Origin of the sequence: Methylobacterium sp. Leaf100 (assembly GCF_001422845.1) — a bacterium.
Taxonomy (GTDB): Bacteria; Pseudomonadota; Alphaproteobacteria; order Rhizobiales; family Beijerinckiaceae; genus Methylobacterium.
In genome coordinates, this window is the sequence record NZ_LMMW01000056.1 from 1 (window position 1) to 20,531 (window position 20,531).

The 20,531-nt window shown below is 72.2% G+C and carries 19 protein-coding genes and 4 pseudogenes; 19 read left to right on the forward strand and 4 right to left on the reverse strand.

Going from position 1 to position 20,531, the window contains the following annotated elements; all coding sequences use genetic code 11:
- Both ASF25_RS23415 and ASF25_RS17510 read left to right on the forward strand, forming a co-directional pair.
- Positions 1 to 441 (forward strand): hypothetical protein (locus ASF25_RS23415; RefSeq protein ID WP_210168831.1); only part of this gene is annotated, 441 nt, incomplete at its 5' end.
- A gap of 130 nt (positions 442 to 571) precedes the next feature.
- Positions 572 to 814: pseudogene (locus ASF25_RS17510) on the forward strand (NlpC/P60 family protein); the annotation flags it as partial.
- 28 nt (positions 815 to 842) lie between these two features.
- Here ASF25_RS17510 and ASF25_RS17515 read toward each other — a convergent pair.
- Complete coding sequence (locus ASF25_RS17515) at positions 843 to 1,355, reverse strand: MucR family transcriptional regulator (protein WP_056306195.1); 513 nt, start codon at positions 1,353 to 1,355, stop codon at positions 843 to 845.
- Between the two features lie 751 nt (positions 1,356 to 2,106).
- Here ASF25_RS17515 and ASF25_RS17520 point away from each other — a divergent pair.
- The 4 genes and pseudogenes from ASF25_RS17520 to ASF25_RS23785 all read left to right on the forward strand — a co-directional run bounded on the left by ASF25_RS17520 (position 2,107) and on the right by ASF25_RS23785 (position 8,053).
- A complete protein-coding gene (locus ASF25_RS17520; protein ID WP_056306197.1) occupies positions 2,107 to 2,553 on the forward strand; it encodes a DMT family transporter in 447 nt (148 codons plus the stop codon).
- Between the two features lie 33 nt (positions 2,554 to 2,586).
- Positions 2,587 to 6,454, forward strand: a pseudogene (locus ASF25_RS17525) (glycoside hydrolase/phage tail family protein).
- 35 nt (positions 6,455 to 6,489) lie between these two features.
- Positions 6,490 to 6,762: pseudogene (locus tag ASF25_RS23780) on the forward strand (DUF2793 domain-containing protein); the annotation flags it as partial.
- Between the two features lie 811 nt (positions 6,763 to 7,573).
- Entirely contained in the window at positions 7,574 to 8,053 is a 480-nt protein-coding gene (locus tag ASF25_RS23785; protein ID WP_244473089.1) for a hypothetical protein, read from the forward strand.
- Between the two features lie 4 nt (positions 8,054 to 8,057).
- Here ASF25_RS23785 and ASF25_RS17535 read toward each other — a convergent pair whose 3' ends face one another.
- Positions 8,058 to 8,345, reverse strand: a complete 288-nt coding sequence (locus ASF25_RS17535; RefSeq protein WP_056172817.1) for a hypothetical protein — start codon at positions 8,343 to 8,345, stop codon at positions 8,058 to 8,060.
- A 166-nt stretch (positions 8,346 to 8,511) separates the two neighbouring features.
- On the opposite strand from ASF25_RS17535, the gene ASF25_RS17540 reads away from it, so the two are divergent.
- The 6 genes from ASF25_RS17540 (at position 8,512) to ASF25_RS17565 (ending at position 11,591) form a co-directional block, all read left to right on the forward strand.
- Complete coding sequence (locus ASF25_RS17540; protein WP_056172814.1) at positions 8,512 to 9,141, forward strand: lysozyme; 630 nt, start codon at positions 8,512 to 8,514, stop codon at positions 9,139 to 9,141.
- Positions 9,142 to 9,178: 37 nt separating this feature from the next.
- The gene (locus ASF25_RS17545) at positions 9,179 to 9,715 is read left to right on the forward strand and encodes a hypothetical protein (protein ID WP_056266900.1); all 537 of its coding nucleotides are present in this window, start codon (positions 9,179 to 9,181) and stop codon (positions 9,713 to 9,715) included.
- A 61-nt stretch (positions 9,716 to 9,776) separates the two neighbouring features.
- Positions 9,777 to 10,151, forward strand: coding sequence for a hypothetical protein (locus tag ASF25_RS17550; protein ID WP_056266899.1), 375 nt, complete (start codon positions 9,777 to 9,779; stop codon positions 10,149 to 10,151).
- 48 nt (positions 10,152 to 10,199) lie between these two features.
- Entirely contained in the window at positions 10,200 to 10,403 is a 204-nt protein-coding gene (locus tag ASF25_RS17555; RefSeq protein ID WP_056172805.1) for a hypothetical protein, read from the forward strand.
- A 117-nt stretch (positions 10,404 to 10,520) separates the two neighbouring features.
- A complete protein-coding gene (locus ASF25_RS17560) occupies positions 10,521 to 10,886 on the forward strand; it encodes a PepSY domain-containing protein (protein ID WP_056306202.1) in 366 nt (121 codons plus the stop codon).
- A 27-nt stretch (positions 10,887 to 10,913) separates the two neighbouring features.
- Entirely contained in the window at positions 10,914 to 11,591 is a 678-nt protein-coding gene (locus tag ASF25_RS17565; RefSeq protein WP_056172801.1) for a response regulator transcription factor, read from the forward strand.
- Between the two features lie 120 nt (positions 11,592 to 11,711).
- Here the strand turns inward: ASF25_RS17565 and ASF25_RS23790 are convergent.
- A pseudogene (locus ASF25_RS23790) lies at positions 11,712 to 11,921 on the reverse strand (type II toxin-antitoxin system VapC family toxin); the annotation flags it as partial.
- The gene (locus ASF25_RS17570) at positions 11,922 to 12,161 is read right to left on the reverse strand and encodes a type II toxin-antitoxin system VapB family antitoxin (protein ID WP_056306204.1); all 240 of its coding nucleotides are present in this window, start codon (positions 12,159 to 12,161) and stop codon (positions 11,922 to 11,924) included.
- 123 nt (positions 12,162 to 12,284) lie between these two features.
- On the opposite strand from ASF25_RS17570, the gene ASF25_RS17575 reads away from it, so the two are divergent.
- The 7 genes from ASF25_RS17575 (at position 12,285) to ASF25_RS17605 (ending at position 20,517) form a co-directional block, all read left to right on the forward strand.
- On the forward strand, positions 12,285 to 13,706 hold the full coding sequence (locus ASF25_RS17575; RefSeq protein WP_056306206.1) for a sensor histidine kinase: 1,422 nt from the start codon (positions 12,285 to 12,287) through the stop codon (positions 13,704 to 13,706).
- A 155-nt stretch (positions 13,707 to 13,861) separates the two neighbouring features.
- Positions 13,862 to 15,433 (forward strand): c-type cytochrome biogenesis protein CcmI, encoded by a 1,572-nt coding sequence (ccmI, locus tag ASF25_RS17580; RefSeq protein WP_056306208.1) that lies wholly within the window; start codon positions 13,862 to 13,864, stop codon positions 15,431 to 15,433.
- Positions 15,434 to 15,583: 150 nt separating this feature from the next.
- Entirely contained in the window at positions 15,584 to 16,108 is a 525-nt protein-coding gene (gene ccmE / locus ASF25_RS17585; protein WP_056266882.1) for a cytochrome c maturation protein CcmE, read from the forward strand.
- Between the two features lie 31 nt (positions 16,109 to 16,139).
- Positions 16,140 to 18,146, forward strand: a complete 2,007-nt coding sequence (locus tag ASF25_RS17590) for a heme lyase CcmF/NrfE family subunit (RefSeq protein WP_056306210.1) — start codon at positions 16,140 to 16,142, stop codon at positions 18,144 to 18,146.
- Positions 18,143 to 18,607, forward strand: a complete 465-nt coding sequence (locus ASF25_RS17595; protein WP_056306212.1) for a cytochrome c-type biogenesis protein — start codon at positions 18,143 to 18,145, stop codon at positions 18,605 to 18,607. The genes ASF25_RS17590 and ASF25_RS17595 overlap by 4 nt, the downstream gene beginning before the upstream one ends.
- A 180-nt stretch (positions 18,608 to 18,787) precedes the next feature.
- A complete protein-coding gene (locus ASF25_RS17600; protein ID WP_056306214.1) occupies positions 18,788 to 19,522 on the forward strand; it encodes a DUF1007 family protein in 735 nt (244 codons plus the stop codon).
- Positions 19,513 to 20,517, forward strand: a complete 1,005-nt coding sequence (locus ASF25_RS17605) for a nickel transporter (RefSeq protein WP_056306216.1) — start codon at positions 19,513 to 19,515, stop codon at positions 20,515 to 20,517. Before ASF25_RS17600 ends, ASF25_RS17605 begins: the two co-directional genes overlap by 10 nt.
- Positions 20,518 to 20,531: the final 14 nt, after the last annotated feature.

Genomic DNA, 20,531 nt, shown 5'->3' on the forward strand with positions numbered 1-20,531 from the left:
CTTAGCGACGATCTCTCCAGCCGTATGATTCTTCCGCTTAGCGACGATCTCTCCAGCCGTATGATTCTTCCGTCCCATAAAAACATCCTCCAAATGACCCAAGGCCATACATCAGGGAGGACCACTTTTCAGGGGGCAGGCCATAGGCAGCAGCGGCGCTATCACCGCCCACTTACACCGCTGAACTGCGACACCTCGCCCAACACAAATCCGACAGTGCCAATTTGTGAGCACGCGGGCCAACTATGCATCAACCTGCGGGCCAAATACCGGCATTTGCGGGCCTTTTTCCGGGCGAGGACAAACATCGGAGGTCACTTCCTTTGCATGGTCGCCGTGATCTTCGAGACCCGTGATCTGGAACGGCCCCTCCATGGTGCCGAAGGCCGGCACCAGGCCAGTATCATTGGCTGCCAAAGCCCGATCGCAGCACGACCTTGAATGCACGCCGCGACTCAAAGATACCGCCAAGCTCGGAAAAACCTCATTTTTCTTAGTAAGTTAGCAAACTACACCTTATGGGATGGCAGAACACCCGTAGCTAATGGCAGCACTTTGCTGCACTTTACACCACCTCGTCCCGGTGCCGCCCGCCGAGGCGCGAGCCGGCGACGTCCTTCTATTCTCCTTCCGCGCTCACCTGCCGGCCCGCCACTGCGCCATCGTGACCGGGCAAGGCACGATGATCCACGCCCATGACGGCGCCGCCGTCACCGAGGTCGCCCTGACCCGCTGGTGGCGGCGGCATTGCACGCACGCGTTCCATTTTCCGGAGGGCGCGGCCCGAAGCCGCCAGGAGGGGGCGCCCGGCTGATGCCGCGGCGGCCCGCCCGGGGCTCACATCACCGGGCGGATAGCCGGGCGGCCGGCTCCGATCCGGTCTTGCGCCCGGCCGGTCTCGGGGCAGGGGTCCGCTCCTGCCTCGGCCGCGCATGCCTCTCCTTCGTGCCGAAGCCGTTGGCGATCGCCAGGGCGGAGCGGTTCGCCGCGTAGGACGGGGCGACCATCGGGTAATCCGGCGGCAGGCCGAAGCGCGCCCGGTAGGTGTCCGGGTCCAGCCCATGCTTGGTGAGGTGGCGCTTCAAGGTCTTGTAGGACTTGCCGTCGAGGAAGCTGATGAGGCCGCCGGGCAGGACAGACTTCCTGACCTGGGACGGCTTGAGCTTCTCGACCTTTTCCTCGCGCGCAGCCTCCGATGCGCCCTCCGCCGTCAGATTCGTCAGAGCGTCGGACACGGCCCGGATTAGGATCGGCAGATCGGCCGCCGGAACCGAGTTGTTCGACAGATAAGCGCCGATGATCTTCCGGGTCAGATCCAGGCGATCGGCGGTTTCGGGTGAGCTGTGTTCAGTCATTTCGATGATCCAGAGAACATGATCGATCAGGGGCAGGCTTCGACTTGATCCGGCCAAGCCGTGCTCGGGCCACCTGATCCCCCCGACCCGATGTCTGCTCGAAGGGAGGCAAATCAGACGGCGAAGCTTCTCTTCGACATTCGCTCGAAGAGATGTCGCGCCGTTTGTCGTGTCGGATCAGGTGATGTCTCGTTGTACGAAGCCGATATGCGTCTCAGATGAACCCGATTTCGATCACTGATCTCATCGCCAAGATCGAAAACCATTCCTCATTTCATACCCAGAACGACACGTTGCCGGCTGAAATGGGAAACAATCGATCCGTTCATCTGCCATTATCCTAACACAAACTTCGCCGGACTTTTGCTCGAAGGCGCGGATTGTTTTGACTATCCGGACTTTCGAATGATCTCGAACCCCCGAACGATTGCGTACAGTACTATCCAGGGTGTCATTCCGGCGACAAGACGCCCTTTGACTGTGGCGCGGGGCGATCAACGACAGATTTCGCCAATCGACATCACCACGATTGATGATCGACCGAGTGATGGCGAGAGCGAGGCCGCCGCTTCGCGGCGTTCCCGACGAGGGGATCGGGCCCGGCAAGTGGGACGCCAGCGCCCCGGCGCATCCTGAGCCAAGGCATCCTGCGCCAAGGCGTTCGACAGCATGCCATTTGACGGCATGGCGCCGCGATGGTTGTCAAGGCGGGCCGCGCCGAGGGCGCCGGCGGGTCCCGCGAGGCACGGAAATGGTCACCGCCCTGCTCGCCCCGATCCTCGCAGCCCTGGCGGGGGCGGGCCTCGTGATCCAGCAAGCCCTGAACGCGCTGCTGCGCGGGGGCCTGAACTCCGCCGCCTGGGCGGGCTTCGTCAGCTACGCCGTCGGGCTCGCCTGCATGGGCGCGCTGGCCCTGGCGCGGCGCGATCCCCTACCCGCCTGGGCCACCGCCTCGCGCGTGCCGTGGTGGGCCTGGAGCGGCGGGGCCTTCGGCGCGGTGTTCATCGGCCTCGGCATCGTCCTCGTGCCGGTGCTCGGGACCGGAACGTTCATGGCGCTCCTCGTCGCCGGGCAGATGCTCACCTCCGTGGCCGTCGACCATTTCGGCTGGCTGGGCCTGGCCCAGCGCCCCATCGACGGCCCGCGCCTCGCAGGCGTCGCCCTCCTCATCGGCGGGGTGATCCTGATCCGGCGCTGAGGCGCCCGAACCCCGAACATCCCGGAGCCCGCCATGGCCACGCTGATCCTGCAAACCGCCGGAGCGGCGGCCGGAACGGCGCTGGGCGGTCCCATCGGGGGGATCGTCGGTTCGGCGGTGGGCGCGGCGGCGGGGTCGGGGATCGACGGGGCGCTGTTCGGCGGTTCGGGGCCGCGGGTCGTCGAGGGGCCGCGCCTCACGGAGGTGGCGGGCCTGACCTCGACGGAGGGCGATCCGATCCCCCGGCTCTACGGCCGCGCCCGCCTCGGCGGCACCCTGATCTGGGCGACACGCCCCCTGGAGGTCGCCAACACCCGCGTCGAGCGGGCGGGCGCGAGCGCCAAGGGCGGCGGCGGCGCCAGGACCGTGCGCACGGCCTACGCCTACTCCGTCGACCTCGCCATCGGCCTGTGCGAGGGCACCGTCGCCCAGGTGCGCCGAATCTGGGCCGACGGGCGCGAACTCGACCTTACCAGCCTGACGTACCGCCTCCACCGGGGCGAGGCCGACCAGGCGCCGGACCCGCTCATCGTCGCGAAGGAAGGCGCAGCCCCGGCCTATCGGGGGCTCGCCTACCTCGTGTTCGAGCACCTCGACCTCGCCGAATTCGGCAACCGGGTGCCGCAATTCGCCTTCGAGGTGGTGCGGCCCGTCGAGGGGCTCGCCGACCGGGTGCGGGCCGTGTGCCTGATTCCCGGCTCGACGGAGTTCGGCCTCGACCCCACCCCCGTCACCGAGGAGGCCGGCTACGGCACGAGCCGGCCCGCCAACCGCTTCCAGCTCCAGGGCATCACCGACGTGGTCGCGTCCCTCGACGCCCTCCAGGCCCTGTGCCCGAACCTCGCCAAGGTGTCCGTGGTCGCGAGCTGGTTCGGCGACGACCTGCGGGCCGGCCGTTGCACGGTGGCGCCGAAGGTCGACAATTCCACCAAGGCGACCACGGGCGACACCTGGCGTGTCGCCGGCCTGACCCGGGCGGGCGCCGGCCGCATTTCGACGACCCCCGACGGCCACCCGGCCTATGGCGGCACCCCGTCCGATGCCGGCCTCGGCCGCCTCGTGGCGGACCTCCACGGGCGGGGTCTGGGCGTCGTGCTCTACCCGTTCCTGATGATGGATGTGGCGCAGGACAACACCCTGCCCGATCCGCGCGATCCGTCCGCGCCGGGTCAGCCGCCCTATCCCTGGCGCGGCCGCATCACCTGCGATCCCGCCCCCGGTCTCCCGGGCAGCCCGGACGGCACGGCGGGGGCGGCGGCCCAGGTCGCGGCGTTCTTCGCGCAGTACCGCAGCCTCGTCCTGCACTATGCGGATCTCGCCGCCGGCTGGGGGGTGCCGCTGTCCGGCTTCGTCGTCGGCAGCGAATGCGTCGGCCTGACCCGCGTGCGGGGCGCGGACGACACCTACCCGGCCGTGGCGGGCTTCCTCGCCCTGGCCCGCGCGGTGCGCGACCGCCTCGGGCCCGGCGTTCCCCTCGTCTACGCCGCCGACTGGACCGAGTACGGCGCCCATGTGCGCGACGGCGGCGACACCGTGCGGTTCCCCCTCGATGCCCTGTTCGCCGATCCGGCGATCCACGCGGTCGGAATCGATTACTATCCGCCCATCACCGACTGGCGCGACGGGCCGGACCACGCCGACCTCGCGGAGGCCGATTCGATCCACGACCGGGATTACCTCGCGGCGCGCCTCGGGACGGGCGAGGCGTTCGACTGGTTCTATGCGGATGCGGACGCCCGCGCCGCCCAGATCCGCACGCCGATCACCGACGGCGCGCACGGCAAGCCGTGGGTGTTCCGCGCCAAGGACCTCGTCGGCTGGTGGTCGAACCCGCATTGGGAGCGCGACGGCGGCGTCGAGACCCGGACGACCGCCTGGGTGCCGGGGGCCAAGCCGATCTGGCTCACCGAGATCGGCGTGCCCGCCGTGGACAAGGGCACCAACGGCCCCAACGTGTTCCCCGACCCGAAATCCGCCGAGAACGCGTCGCCGCCCTTCTCCCACGGCACCCGCGACGACCTCATCCAGGCGCGCGGCCTCACCGCCATCCTGGAGCGGTTCGACGCGGACGCCCCCGGCTTCGACCCCGCCCACAACCCGGTCTCGGCCGTCTATGGCGGCCCGATGGTGCCGCCGGATTCCGTCTTCGTCTGGTGCTGGGACGCACGGCCCTACCCGGCGTTCCCGGATTTCGACACCGTCTGGGCCGATGCCGGCAACTGGTCCGTGGGCCATTGGATCACCGGGCGCATCGAGGGCCTCGAACTCGACCGGCTGATCTCCGCGATCCTCGACGATTGCGGCGTCGACGTGCCGGCCCGGATCGCGTGCGCGGCGCAGCTCGACGGCTACGTCGTCGACCGGCCGCTCTCGGCCCGCGCCGCCCTGGAGCCCCTGGCCCGGCTGTACGGCCTCGACGTGTCGGCCGTCGCCGGCGTTTTGCGCATCCGCGCCCCACGCCGCGAAGCCCCCCTGACGATGCCGGCCGGCGACCTCGTGGCCGCCTCGGACCAGGCGCCCCTTTCCCTGGTGCGGGCCGAGGAATCCGAGCTGCCCCGGTCCCTGGAGGTCACGGTGACCGATTCCGAGGGGGGCGCCTATCGCCGGATCACCGCCGCCGCCTCGCGCCCCACGGGTGCCCGGCGGCGCGAGGTCCGGTTCGAGGCCGCCGTGGTGACGCGCCGGGCCGAGGCCGAGGCCCTGGCGGAGGCCATGCTCGACGCCGACCTCGCCGCCCGCGACACCGCCGGGTTCACGGTGAGCCCGCGCCGGATCGATTGGGAACCCGGCGACCTCCTCGCCCTGCCCGGCGAGGCGGCGCCGCACCGCATCGTCCGCATCGCCGACGGCCCGGCCGGGCGCCGGATCGAGACCCGCGCCGTACCCCGCCACGGCCGGACGGCGCGGGGTGGCAGGCGCCCGGAGGCGGCCCCGCGCCGGGCGCCGCCGGCGCTTGCCGGACCGCCCTTCGCGGCCATTCTCGACCTGCCCCTCGATGAGGGAACGCCGACGCCGTTGCAGGTCCTCGCCGTGCGGGCCGAGCCGTGGCCCGGCGAGATCGCCGTGTGGCGGGGCGAGGCGGACGGGCCCCTGGCCCTGCACGGCCTCGTGGATTACCCGGCCTTCCTCGGCGAGACCCTGACGGCGCTGGCACCCGGCCCGCTATGGCGCTTCGACCGGGCGATCCGCCTCGACGTTCGCCTCGGGGGGGGCGGGGGGCCTCGCCTCCGTCCCGGAGGCCGCCGTTCTGGCCGGGGCCAACCGGTTCGCCCTGGTCGGCCCGGACGGCGTCGTCGAGATCGTCGCGGCGGCGGGCGTGACCCTCACGGGGCCGGGCACCTACCGCCTCACCGGCCTCCTGCGGGGCCTGGGCGGCAGCGAGGCCGAAGCTGCCCGCACCCTCGCGCCCGGCAGTCTGATCGTCCGACTCGACGAGGCCCTGGTACCCCTCGTCACCCGCCTCGACGCCGTCGGACGGCCGTTCCGCTACCGCATCGGCCCGGCCGTCCGGGACCCGGCCGACCCGCTCTTCGTCGCCCGCACCGCCACCGCCGGGCTCACCGCCCACCGGCCCCTGGCGCCCGTCCACCTGCGGGCGCGGCGCATCCCGGAGGGTCTTCACCTGACCTGGACCCGCCGGACCCGGCGCGACGGCGATGCCTGGGAGCCGGCCGACGTGCCGCCCGATCCCATGGTTCAGGGCTACCGGATCGATATTCACGCTGCCGACAAGACCGTCCTGCGCAGCCTCGCGGCCACGGACCCGTCGGTCCTCTACGCCGACGAGGCGGCCGATTTCGGCACGCCCCAGACGAGCCTCGACGTCGGCGTGGTTCCACTCGGCACCCTCACGGGGCCGGGGCCGGCCCTGCGCGCACGGGTGCCGATCCGCACGGCGTGACGCCCCTTACTCCGACACCCGACAGGAGGCCGCCCATGGCGCAGACCACCCCGCACCTCGCCCTGCCGCTGCTGGCGGCGGGACAGGCCGGCAAGCACGTCACCCACAACGAGGCGCTGCTCGCCCTTGATGCCCTCGTGCACCTCGCCTGCCGCGACAGGGATCTGTCGGCGCCACCCACCGACCCGGCGGAGGGCGACCGCTACCTCGTGACGGCGCCGCAACCGAGCGGGGCCTGGGCCGGCCTGTCCGGCCAGATCGCGGCGTTCGGAGACGGGGTCTGGACCGGCCTCGTCCCCCGCACCGGCTGGCTCGCCTACGTGGCCGACGAGGACGCGTTCTACCGCTTCGACGGGACGGGCTGGCGCCGCCTCCTCGACGGCCTGCGGGCTTTGAGCGGCCTCGCCGCCCTCGGCCTCGGCACGGAAGCGGACGCCGCGAACCCGTTCGCCGCCAAGTTGGATCGGGCCCTGTGGACCGCCCGCGATCCCGCCGAGGGCGGCAGCGGCAGCCTCGCGCTGGTGCTCAACAAGGCGACGGAGGCCAACGCCGTGGCCCTGCTGTTCCAGGCGGCCTATGCGGGCCGGGCCGAGTTCGGGTTGCTGGGCGAGGATGCGGTCAGCCTGAAGGTCTCGCCCGACGGGGCCGCGTGGCACGGGGCATGGCGGGCCGATCCGGCGACGGGCCATCTCGGCCTCGGGACCCTGGCCCTGCCGGGCGCCCCGGCGGCCCGCGCGCCCCTGCACGTGGCGCGGGAGGGAGCCGGTCCGGGCCTGTGCCTCGAAGCCTACGGCGCCGCCCCGGTGGCCCCCCCTCATCGAGACCCGCACCGGCCGGGGCAGCCGGGAGGCCCCCCTGCCGGTCCGCGCGGGGGATTGCCTCCTCGGCCTCGCCGGCGGCGGCGTCTTCGCGGGCGGCGTCGCGGAGAACCGTCTCACGGTCCGGGGCGTCGCCGAGGAGGATTTCTCCGCCGGCGCCCAGGGAACCGGGATCGTGTTCGAGGCCACGGATCTCGGCGGCACCGTTCCGCGTGCCGTGGTGAAGGTGCGGGCGAACGGCGCCCTCGAACTCGTGGCCCGGGCGGGAATCCCCGGTGCCGGCACGGCACCGGGCCAGATCGTGTTCGACAGCACCCTCGGCGCCTTCCGGGGCTGCACCGGCGCCGCCTGGTCGCGGCTCACCGGCCTCGCCCGCTTCCGCGTCACGACGAGCTTCGACAACTACATCGGGGCCGGCGCCTGGACGCGCATCGGTTTCAACACCGGCGACCTCAACGATCAGGGGCTCTTCCAGGCCGCCACCGGCGCCTTCGTCGCGCCCGAGGCGGGCGTCTACGCCCTCTCGGCCGGTCTCGCATTCCGGCGCAACGGCACCAATGCACCCGCCTCCCTGCAGGGCCGCTTCCACCGAAACGGCACGGCCGTCGCCGGTACCCGCCGGGGCGCCGCTGCGCCCGTCGACGGCGTCTCGACGGTTGGCCTCGGCGTCACCCTGGCGCTCGCGGCCGGGGATACGATCACGGTCCACGCCCTGTTCACGGGCGCGGACGGCTACGTTGCCGCCTCCGACAGCGACTTCTCCGGTTTCGGCCTCGCGTGAGCGCTCAGTACGGGTACCCGTAATACGGCGCCGACCGCCGAAGTTCATCGCCGTAGACGGGGCGCCCGTAACCGCGCGGCGCCGCTGCGGCACCCGGTCCGTAATAGCGGGGCGGCCGGTAGTTGCCGTTGTTCACGCCGGCCGAACGGTCGTTGCCGCTCTCCGTGGCGAAGGGCGTCAGCCCGCTGCCGCTGCTGCTGTTCTGGGCCGAGGCCCCGCCCGCCCCCGCCAGGAGAAGACCGGCGGCGAGGCCGCCGGCGGCACAGCGGGCGACGATCCGTGCTCGTGTCATGATCGCATTCCTCGCATCCGGCCACCGCGCGGGCCTGTCCTCATCTCCCGAACGAACCGCCGGACGCGCGCTTCCGTTCCGCGCGTCCCGCTCCCTTCCTACCCCAGATCCCTTCCTAACCCAGATCCCTTCCTAACCCAGATCCCTTCCGACGCAGGAGTGTTCCATGGATCTCAGCCCCATCGGCAAGGCCGTGCTCGTCGCCCGCGAGGGTCGGCGGCTGCATGCCTACCGCGATTCCGTCGGCATCTGGACCATCGGCATCGGCCACACCAGCGCGGCCGGTCCGCCCCTCGTCACCCCCGGCCTCGCGTTGACCCCGGCGGAATGCGACGCGGTGTTCGACCGCGACGTCGTCCGCTTCGTGGCGGCCGTGCGGGCGGCGGTGCCCGCCCCCCTGCCGCAGCACGCCTTCGACGCCCTCGTCTCCCTGTGCTTCAACATCGGCCCGGCGGCGCTCGGCCGCTCCACCCTGGTGCGGCGCCTGAACGCCGGCGACGCGGAGGGCGCGGCCCAGGCGATGATGCTGTGGGACCGGCCCGCCGCGCTCATCCCGCGCCGGGGCGCCGAGCAGGACCAGTTCCGCACGCCCTACGCCGTCGCCCTGCCCCGCGCCCGGCGGAACGACGCGGCGCCCATCGCGGTGCCGGACGGGACCGCACCCGCCCGGCCGGTCGCGCGCCGCACGGTGCCGCGCAGTCCGGGCGCGCCGCCGGCCGTGCCCCTGCCGCCCGAAGCTGCGCCGACTTGGCTCGCCCGAATCCGCGCCGCCCTCGGCGGCCGGTCCGGCGCCTGACGCACGCACCCCTCACGCCCCCCCGGAGACCCGAGCCATGCTCCACCCGATCCCGCGGCCGTCCCGCGCCACCCTCGGTCTCGCCCTGATGCCGGCCCTGACCGTGATGCCGATTCTACCCTGCGCCGCCGCCGGCCTCGACGCCGCGAGCGTGATCGTCCCCTGGGGCGACGCCGCCGCAGCGGTTGCCCAGACGGTCACCGGCCTCCTGCTGCCGCTCGCGGTCACCGCCGCGACGGCCGCCCTGGCGCGCCTCGCCGGCCCCTTGCGCGCCCTCGTCACCGCCACCCTGGTGGAGCGCCTGGTCCGCAACGTCGGCGACTACGCCGTCAACGCCGTGGCGGGCGCCGTGCGGGGACGGACGCTGAGCGTGCCCCTCGGCTCGGCCGTCATCGCTCGGGCGGTGCAGCGCGGCCTCGACGAGGCGCCGGCCTGGCTCGTGCGCGCGGCCGGCGGGCGCGAGGGCTTGGCCGAGAAGGTGTTCCGAAGCCTGCCGCTCGCGGAGGACGCCACCATCGCCAACACCCTGCGGCCGGCCGTGGAGGCCGCGCGGACGGGACGCCCGGCGCCCTGACACAGCCGGGAAACGCGGGGGCAGGCTCGGCCGGGGAGATCCGCGATGGAGGAGATCCGCGATGGAGAAGATCGCCCTCGAGGCCGCCCGCCTGCTGTTCTCCCACGACGGCGCGGGGTGGATCGTCGCCGTGCTGCTGGGGCTGGCCTGCCTCCACCTCCACCGCGAGACCGTGCGCGCCCAGGAAGCCCGCATCGGCGACACGGGCGCCACCGCCACCGCCCTGGAGCGGGCCTCGCACACCAACGCGGCCGTGGCCGCCGCCCTGGAGAGCCGGACCCGGGTGCTCGAGGACCTCACGCGCCTGGTGAGCGAGATGGCCCGGGGCGCCGAGCGCGGCGAGGAGCGCGCCCGAGACAAGCTCGACGACATCTCGCGCCGCCTCGACGAGGTCGTGCGCCGCCTCGGCGAGGGACGCCCGCCGCTCCGCCCCTGAACGCGCCCGTACGCCCGAACGCCCGTACGCCCGAACGAAGGTCAGCCCATGTCCCGCTTCCCCCTCACCGTCGATCCCGCCCGAAGCCGGGCGGCAGGGGCGCGCCTCGGCGCGGCCCGGCGCCGTTTCGATCTCTCCGCCATCGCCCTGCGCAAGGCCGCCCTCGATCACGTCGACGGCGAGATGCTCGTCAGCGTCGCCCTGCGGGCGAGCCTGGCGCGCCTCGCCACTCCGCCCGGCCCGGCATCCTGAGGCGTCGCCCCCCGCCCCCGGGGGCGTCGCCCCCGGCCGGGTGGAACCGAACCGCACCGGTTGCGCTTGCACCGGCATTCACGGCGCATTCAGTGCCCCCTCCCTATCCCGTGGTTCATGCGCATCCTCCTCGCCCTGCTGCTGATCGGCCTCGCCGTCGCGGGTTTCGCGACGGGCTCGATCGGCACGCAGGCCGAGGAGACCACGGGGGCTGCCATCGTGGCGCCGGTTCAGGTGACGCCGCGCCCCGACACCTGCCTCAACGCGGCCGACCTGCGCGAGGCCGTGGCCGACAAGCGCGTGATCGAGCCCGTGGCCGCCATCCGGGCCGCCCGCAAGGTGATCCCACGGGCCGAGATCCAGCGCGCCCGCCTGTGCCGGCACGAGGAAACCCTGGTCTACCTGCTCACGGCCTTGCGCCGGGACGGGCAGTTCGTCCACGTCATGGTCGATGCCACCACGGGCGAGATCAGCGGCCCCTGAACCAGCGAATTAGAGGAGTGCGGGACCGTGCGTCTGCTCGTCGTCGAGGATGACCGGGACATCAACCGGCAGGTGGTCAACGCCCTGGAGGAGGCCGGCTACGTCGCCGACAAGGCGTTCGACGGCGAGGAGGGCGGCTACCTCGGCGAGAGCGAACCCTACGACGCCATCATCCTCGACATGGGCCTGCCCAAGGCCGACGGGGTCAGCGTTCTCCAGAAATGGCGGCGGGCCGGCATCAAGACGCCCGTCATCATCCTGACCGCCCGCGACCGCTGGTCGGACAAGGTCGACGGCTTCGACGCCGGCGCCGACGACTACGTGACGAAGCCGTTCCACATGGAGGAGCTGCTGGCGCGGGTGCGCGCCCTCCTCCGGCGCGCCGCCGGCCATGCCACGAGCCAGATCGCCTGCGGCCCCGTGGTCCTCGACACCCGCTCGGGGCGGGTGTTCGTCGACGGCAACCCCGTCAAGCTCACGAGCCACGAGTACCGGCTGCTGTCCTACCTCATGCACCACACCGGCCGGGTGGTCTCGCGCGCCGAACTCACCGAGCACCTCTACGACCAGGATTTCGACCGCGACTCCAACACCATCGAGGTGTTCGTCGGGCGCCTGCGCAAGAAACTCGCCGTGGACCTGATCCAGACCGTGCGGGGCCTGGGGTATCTCGTGGACCCGACGCAGCCGCCGCCGCGGGTGTGAGGCGATGCGTAGGCGAAGCAATTGCCCATATTGAGCTGGGCCGGATGCCCCTTGGCCCTTGCCGTAGCGCGAGAAGGCGTCAAGGGCGCCCTCCGTATCCTCGGGGGTAATGGCCACGACGCGGACCCGTGCGGCTTCGAGCATCAACCGGACATCCTCCCGCGCCGCCGCGATGCCGCCACCGCGCTGGCGCGCAATGGCCAGGACGGTCTCGTAGAGGGCTAGGGCCGAGGTGATGGGTGCCGGGGCCGCCTCGAGCCGGTCGGTTAGGGCCTGCGCCTCCGGCTCGCGCAGGATCATCGCCACGAAGGCCGAGGCATCGACGAACATCTACGGGTTGCCGCTGAGCGCGTCATAGAATGCCTTGTCGGCCGCGAGACCCGTCGCCGGACGCGCGAGGGCACGGTCCTGGATCGGCCGAATCCGCTCCCAGAGACTCAGCTTCTCATCCTGGCGTTGCAGTTCGTTGCCGACGGCGAGCTTGATCGCCTCATCGGAAGAAATGCCCCTGCGCGCCGCCAGGGTCTGGACGAGCTGCTCGGTCTCGGGATCTTGGATATCGAGGCTCATCGTCGAATCTCCGTTCGGATGATGTACAGACGGAACGCGTCACCTTTCAACCGTCGCGCGCGGCCCCGGACCACGACGACGAGACCCGCATGAGCCGCGCCGCCGCATGATCTCCTCCCCCGCATGAGCCCGTTTCCCGCTTGGCTTCCCCTGCGCCGGCGCTCCATCGCCGTGCGGCTCGCCACATCCGCCCTGCTGGCGAGTTCGGCGATCCTGCTCATCGCCGCCGGCATCCTCACGACCCTGTACCGCGAGAACACCGAACGGGCCTTCGACAGCCGGCTGCTGGTCTACGCCAACAACCTCGCCACGGATCTCGTCTCGCCCAACGATCCCGAGAGCCGCTCCTTCACCCTGAGCGATCCGCGCTTCGACCTGCCCCTGTCGGGCTGGTACTGGCAGATCGGGCGCCCCGATGCGAAGCCCCGGGACCTGCGCACCTCGCGCTCCCTCGTCGGCGTGCCGCTCAAGGCCGCCAGCACGCCCGACACCACCGCCGGCGTCGGCCAGATCCGTCAGGGCTACGGCCGGGCGCAGGACGAACGCCCCCTGCGGATCATCGAGCGCGACGTCGATCTCGGCGAGGAGGGCCGCTACACCGTGCGCGTCGCCGGCCCGGCCGACGAGATCGCCAACGATGTCGGGCGCTTCCGCTTCTCCCTGATGGTGACCTTCGGGCTGCTGGGCCTGTCCCTGGCCCTGACCACCCTGCTGCAGATCCGCTTCGGCCTCGCCCCGCTGGCCAAGCTCCGCAACGCGCTCGGCGCCATCCGCCGGGGCGAGTCCGACCGGATCACCGGCGAGTACCCGCGCGACATCGCGCCGCTCGCCGGCGAGGTGAACCTGCTCATCGAGACCAACCGCGAGATCCTGGAACGTGCCCGCACCCAGGTCGGCAACCTCGCCCACGCCCTGAAGACGCCGCTCTCGATCATCGTCAACGAGGTCGGCGCGGCCGACGCCCCCGGCGACCTCTCGGCCAAGATCCGCGAGCAGGCCGCCGTGATGCGCGATCAGGTGAACTACCACCTCGACCGGGCGCGGGCCGCGGCCCTCGCCGGCACCCTCGGCACCTCCACGGAGGTCGAGCCGGCGCTCGCCGGGCTGGTGCGCACCTTCGGCAAGATCTACCGCGACAAGGACATCGCCTACGCGGTCCACGTGCCGCCCGGCCTGCGCTTTCGCGGCGAGCGCCAGGATTTCGAGGAGATGATCGGCAACCTCGTCGACAACGCCTCGAAATGGGCCGCCGGACGGGTCTCGATCCGGGCCGAGGCGGTGGCGCAGGACGATTATCCCCACCTGATGGTGTCCATCGAGGATGACGGGCCGGGCCTCGCCCCCGAGGACCGCGACGCCGTCCTCGGGCGCGGCCGGCGCCTCGACGAGACCAAGCCGGGCTCGGGCCTCGGGCTCTCCATCGTGGCCGATCTCGCCACCCTCTATCGCGGCCGGCTCCGCCTGGAGGCGGCGAGCCTCGGGGGCCTGCGCGCGGTGATCGAGGTGCCGGGCGACGCGCCGGCCGGGGCCGCGCCGCACGCCTGACGGGAATTCCTTGGGGTCGCACGGTTTGCCGTCGTGCTCCATACGGTTAAGGTCGATCCAGCGCCGGCCTTCGCGTGACACCGTGTCGCCCGAAGCCTGCATCGTAGGGACCACAGCGTGGCCTTACATGCGGTCGCACAGTGTTTCGAGGCGTGATGACGGCACTCTGGTTCATTCTGGCGCTCATGACCGGCGCGGCGGTGCTCGCCCTGCTCTGGCCGATGTCGCGTCGGGCCAATCCGTCGACGGCCCCGGATGCCGGCGCCATGGCGATGGAGACGGGGTTCTACGAGGACCAGCTGCGCGAGATCGAGCGCGATCTGACGCGCGGCCTCATCGCCGCGCCCGAGGCCGAAGCGGCGCGCACGGAAGCCGGCCGCCGCCTCCTGCGGGCCAACCGCGTGGGCGTTCCCCTCGTCCCCGGCATCGCCGAGCCGGCCCTGCGCCAGCGCCGCGCCGCCTCTGCCTTCGCCCTGTCGACGATCCCGCTGGTCGCCCTCATCGCCTACGGACTCTACGGCTCGCCGCACATGCCGGCGCAGAGCGCGGCCGAGCGGCAGGCGGCGGAGAACGGCGGACAGGATCTCCTCAACGCCATCGGCCAGATCGAGGCGCGGCTCGCCAGCAATCCTACGGACGGGCGGGGCTGGGCCGTGCTCGCCCCCGTCTACATGCGGATGGGCCGGTTCGACGATGCGGCCCACGCCTACGAGGCCGCCGCCCGCACCCTCGGCGAGACCTCGCAGCGCCTGTCCGATTGGGGCGAGGCCCTGATCGCCGGCAACAACGGCGTGATCTCGCCGCAGGCCAAGACGATCTTCGAGCGCGCCGTCGCCCTCGACGGAACGGCGGCCAAGCCCCGGTTCTACCTCGCCCGCGCGGCCGAACTCGACGGCGATATCCCATTGGCCATCAAGCGCCTGGAGGGCCTCGCCGAGAATGCGCCCGCGGACGCACCGTGGCTCCCCGTGGTGCGGGACAACCTCGCTCGCCTGAAGGGCGAAGCCTCCCCGACGGGCGGGGTCTCGCCGAAGGGTGATGCGCCGGTGGCCCGGCCCGGCGCCGGGGCCGCGCCCGATCCGGGCGCCGCCGCATCGCTCCAGGCGATGCCGCCGGAGGGCCGGAACGCCGCCATCCGCAGCATGGTCGCGGGCCTCGACCAGCGCCTCGCCGAAAAGGGCGGCACGGCGGACGAGTGGCTGCGCCTCGTGCGCTCCCTCGGCGTGCTCGGAGACCGCGACAAGGCCGGGGCCGCCCTCGCCCGGGCCCGGACGGCCCTGGCTTCCGACCCCGCGGCGCTCCGCGGCCTCGAGGCCCTGGCGGGTGAATTCGGGTTGACGCGCGACGGAGCGGGCCAGCCGGAGGCTGAAAGATCCGGCGCGGCCGGTGGTACCAGGGACGCCCCCAAGACAGACACCACGCAGGCCGATGCGGCCAGGGCCGGCACCGAGGCGGCGGTGGCCGCCGTGAAGGCGATGCCGGCGGCCGAGCGGGACGCGGCCATTCGCGGCATGGTCGCGGGCCTCGACCGGCGCCTGGCGGCCAAGGGCGGCACCATCGACGATTGGCTGCGCCTGGTGCGCTCCTATGCCGTCCTCGGCGAGCGAACCCAGGCGCGCCAGGCCCTCGACCGGGCCCGCATGGCCCTGAGCCCCGAGCCCCAGGCGAAGGAGCGCCTCGACGAGCTCGCCCACGAACTCGACCTCGCCGCGGCCGGACGCCCCTGACAATCGGTCCCGGCCGCCGACCTTGACCCGGGCGCCGACGCGGCCGACACCGTCCTTTAAGCCCATTCCAAACACGGGTTCCGGCCGCCGGGGGCGAAACGCCCGCTCCACCGGCGCCCGCGACACCACAACCGAGACGGGACGACCCGCGTGACCCGCAAGAGCCGCCGCCTCATCCTCATCAGTGCCTGCGGCGCCGTGCTGGCCCTGGCGGTCGGACTGATCCTGTCGGCCATGAGCGGATCGATCGTGTTCTTCCGCTCGCCGACGGAGGTCGCGGCGCAGGGCGTCGCACCCGGCACCCGGTTCCGCCTCGGCGGCCTCGTCAAGGACGGCTCGCTCCAGCGCGGGCCGGACCAGACCGTGGAATTCGCCGTGACGGACACCAACGCCACCGTGCAGGTGGCGTATCGCGGCCTGCTGCCCGACCTGTTCCGCGAGGGCCAGGGCATCGTGGCGGAGGGCCGCCTCGAGCCCGGCGGCCTGTTTCGCGCCGACACGGTGCTGGCCAAGCACGACGAATCCTACATGCCCCGCGAGGTCGCCGACGCCCTGAAGGCGCAGGGGCGCTGGCAGGAGGGCAAGGGCATGGTCGAGAAGCCCGCCGGCACCAAGCCCGCCGACGCCAGCACGGCCATCACCGATAAGACACTCGGTCAGCGCAGCGAGCGATGATGCGCAAGCTCCCCCGGAAGGACGCCCCCACGTGCTGATCGAAGTCGGCCACTTCGCCCTCGCCCTGGCGCTCGCCCTCTCCCTCGTCCAGGCGGTGATGCCGGTCTGGGCCGCCCGCTCGGGCGACCAGGCCCTGCGCGCCGTGGCGACGCCGGCCGCGCTCGGCACCTTCGCCTGCGTCCTGTTCGCGTTCGGGGCGCTCACCTACGCCCACGCCACCTCGGATTTCTCCGTCCAAAACGTGGTCGAGAACTCGCACACGGCCAAACCCTTCCTCTACAAGCTGTCGGGCGTGTGGGGGAACCACGAGGGCTCGATGCTGCTCTGGATCCTCATCCTGGCCCTGTTCGGGGCCTTGGTTGCGATCGCGCGCGAATCGGTTCCGCCGACGCTTAGGGCCAACACCCTCGCGGTGCAGGGTCTGATCACCTTCGTGTTCGTGCTGTTCATCATCACGACCTCGAACCCGTTCGCCCGCGTCAGTCCGGCCCCGCCCGAGGGCAACGACCTCAACCCGCTGCTGCAGGATTTCGGCCTCGCGATCCACCCGCCGCTCCTCTACGTCGGCTATGTCGGGTTCTCGATCACCTTCGCGTTCGCCATCGCGGCCCTCATCGACGGGCGCATCGACGCCGTCTGGGCGCGGGCCGTGCGGCCGTGGACCCTCACCGCCTGGAGCTTCCTCACCCTCGGCATCGCCATGGGCTCGTACTGGGCCTATTACGAGCTCGGCTGGGGCGGCTGGTGGTTCTGGGATCCGGTGGAGAACGCCTCCCTGATGCCGTGGCTCGCCGGCACGGCGCTCCTGCATTCCACCGTGGTGATGGAGAAGCGCGACGCCCTCAAGGTCTGGACGGTGCTCCTCGCCATCCTCACCTTCTCCCTGTCGCTGCTCGGCACCTTCATCGTGCGGTCGGGCGTGCTGACCTCGGTGCATTCCTTCGCCACCGACCCAACACGCGGCATCTTCATCCTCGCCATCCTGATCCTGTTCATCGGCGGCTCGCTGACCCTGTTCGCGTGGCGGGCGCCGATGCTGCGCCAGGGCGGCCTGTTCGCGCCGATCTCCCGCGAGGGGGCGCTCGTCATGAACAACCTGTTCCTCGCCGCCGCCTGCGCCACGGTGTTCGTCGGGACCCTCTATCCGCTGCTGCTGGAGATGCTGACGGCGGAGAAGATCTCCGTCGGTCCACCCTTCTTCAACTACACCTTCATTCCGCTGGCGATCCCGCTCCTGCTCATCGTGCCCTTCGGCCAGACCCTGGCGTGGAAGCGCGGCGACGTGCATGCCGCGTCCCAGCGCCTGTTCGCGGCGCTGGCCGTCGCCCTCGTGGTGGGCCTGGCCGTGCTCGCCTACACCTGGGGCGGCCCGATGATGGCCCCCGTGGGGATCGGCCTCGGCGCATACCTCGTCATCGGCTCCGTGCTGGAGATCGTCTCCCGCGCCCGCGGCTACGGCGCGAGCCGCACCCGCAAGGCCTCCGTGGTCTGGCGCCGGGCCATCGGCCTCCCGCGCTCGGCCTGGGGCACGGCGCTCGCCCATGCGGGCGTGGGCGTGGTGGTCCTCGGCATCGCCGCGCAAGGGTGGGCGACGGAGGGGCTGAAGACCCTGAAGCCCGGCGAGTCCCTGGCCTCGGGCCCCTACGTGGCGACCCTCGACCGGGTCGGCCCGCGCATGGGCGAGAACTACTCCGAGACCACGGCCTTCCTCACCATCCGCAACACCGGCGGCGACATGATCGGCACCGTGGAGACGGGCAAGCGGTTCTACCCGAGCCGCAAGATGACGGTGACGGAATCCGGTCTCCTCACCCTCGGGGTCAGTCAGGTCTACGCCAGCCTCGGCGAGGTCCTGCCCGAAGGCGGCATCGGCCTGCGCCTCTACTACAAGCCCTTGGTGCTGCTGATCTGGCTCGGCGCCGTGGTGATGGCGCTGGGCGGCGCCGTGTCCCTCACCGACCGGCGCATGCGCGTCGGCGCCCCGGCCCGTGCCAAGACGAAGCCCGTGCCCGCCGGCAGCATGGCGGCGGCGGAATGACCGCCGCCCCGCGCCTCGCCCTCGGGCTGCTCCTCGCCCTCGGCTCCGCCGGAGGCGCGCTCGCGGTGCAGCCCGACGAGGTTCTGAAGGATGCGGGCCTGGAAGCGCGGGCCCGGGACATCTCCGCGGGCCTGCGCTGCCTCGTGTGCCAGAACCAGTCCATCGACGATTCCGATGCGCCGCTGGCCCGCGACCTGCGCGTCATCGTGCGCGAGCGGCTCCAGGCGGGCGACACCGACCCCCAGGTCGAATCCTACGTGGTCGGGCGCTACGGCGAATACGTGCTCCTGCGCCCGGTCTTCGCCCTCCACACCCTGCTCCTGTGGCTGACGCCGCTCGCCGCCATCGGCCTCGGGATCTTCGGCCTGTGGCGCCTGTCGCGCCGCCGCACCGAGCCGACGCCGCAGGGCCTGAGCGCCGCCGAGGAAGCCGAGATCGCGGCCCTGACCCGCCGGGACTGACGGGCCGGGGGCGGAACTCGCGCCTCGGACGACGCACCCCGACGCCTCGCTTTCGCCCCACTGAAACGGGATGGATGAGGACGGCCCGGCGTCAGCGAAGGCCGATGTCCGGCGAAGGTTCGGACTCAGCGAAGGGCCGGGTTTACGCTTTCTTCACCACGACTCGCGAGCGTCTCCGCCATGCCGACCGCTTCGCTCACCCACGTTTCGCTCACCCACGTGCTGACCGGCTTCGCCGTCCTTGCCGCGAGCCTCGCGCTCGTCCCTCCGGCGGAAGCGCATCCGCACGTCTGGGTCTCGACGAAGGCCGAGATCACCTACGGCGAGGGGGGGCGCGTCACCGGAATCCGCAACGCCTGGACCTTCGACGCGTCCTATTCGGCCTTCGTGGTTCAGGGGCTCGACGCCAACGGCGACGGGGTGTTCTCGCCCGAGGAATTGTCGTCCCTGGCACGCGAGAACACCGCGAATCTCGTCGAGTTCGGCTACTTCACCAAGCTCAAGGTCGCCGGCAAGGAGCAGCTCTTCGCCGATCCGACCGAGCCGCGCATGGCGATGGAAGACGGCAAGCTCATCATGACGTTCCTCCTGCCCCTGAAGACGCCCGTGGCGCCGGGGCGCGGGGTGACGGCGCTGGAAGTCTACGACCCGACCTATTTCGTCGCCTTCGGCCTCTCCGATGAGGCCGACGCCGCGCGCCTGACCGGCGCGCCCACGGGCTGCGCCGCCACCGTGACGCGGCCGAAACCCGAAGTGGTCAAGGCGGCCGAGGGCAAAACGCCTGATGGCAAGACACCTGACGGCAAGACGGCGGACGCCAAGCCCGGCCTGTCGGAGGCGTTCTTCGAGGCGCTGACCGCCTCGGCGAATTACGGCAGCCAGTTCGCCAACCGGATCATCGTCGCGTGTCCGTAGGCGTCGCCGTCGCGGCGCAGCCGCCGGGCCTCCTCGGTCGGCGCCTGATCCTTGCCGCCGGTGCGACGACGCTGGCCGCCGGATTGCTCGCCGGCCTCATGCTCGTCATCGGGCCGGACGTGGCGGCGCCCCCGCCGCGCTCGCCCTTCGGCATCGGTTTTCGCGAGGCGGCGCCCTCGGCCACGGGCCTCGGCGGCTGGATCCTGGCCCTCCAGGCGAGCTTCTCCCGCAGCCTCCAGGGCGCGCTGCAGGCCATCAAGGCCGGCGGCGCCTGGGGGCCGATGCTGCTGCTGGGCTTCAGCTACGGCGTGTTCCATGCGGCCGGCCCCGGCCACGGCAAGGCGGTGATCGCCGGCTACATCGTCGCCGGGGAGCGCGCCCTGGCCCGTGGTTTCGCCCTGAGCTTCGCCGCCGCCCTGCTGCAGGCCGTGGTGGCGGTCGCCATCGTGGGCATCGGCAGCCTGCTCCTCCACGCCACCGCCGCCGGCCTGACCCGGGCCGGCACCGTCATCGAGACCGTCAGCTTCGCCCTCGTGGCGGCCCTCGGCCTCGCCGTCACTTGGCGCAAGGCCGGGCATCTGGCCGCCTTCGGGCGCGAGGGGGCCGGGTGCGGGCCGGATTGCGGGCACGTTCACCTCACGGACGGCGACGCGCTGGCCCGCCTCGGCACGTGGCGGGAGCGGGCCGGCGTGGTGCTCGCGGCGGGCTCCCGCCCCTGCGCCGGGGCGGTGCTCATCCTCGTCTTCTCGGCGTCCCAGAACATGCTCTGGGTCGGCATCGCCGCGACCTTCGCCATGGCGCTGGGCACGGCGCTCACCACGGGGGCGCTCGCGAGCCTTGCGGTCTTCGCCAAGGCGCTCGCCCTGCGCCTCGCCGGTGGGCGCGGTGAAGCCGGCACGCGGGCGGTCGCGGCCCTCGAACTCCTGGCGGCCGCCTTCGTGCTGGTGCTGGGCCTCGCCATGCTCACCGGCCTCGCCTTCGGCACCGGCGGCTGACTCAGGCCGGATCC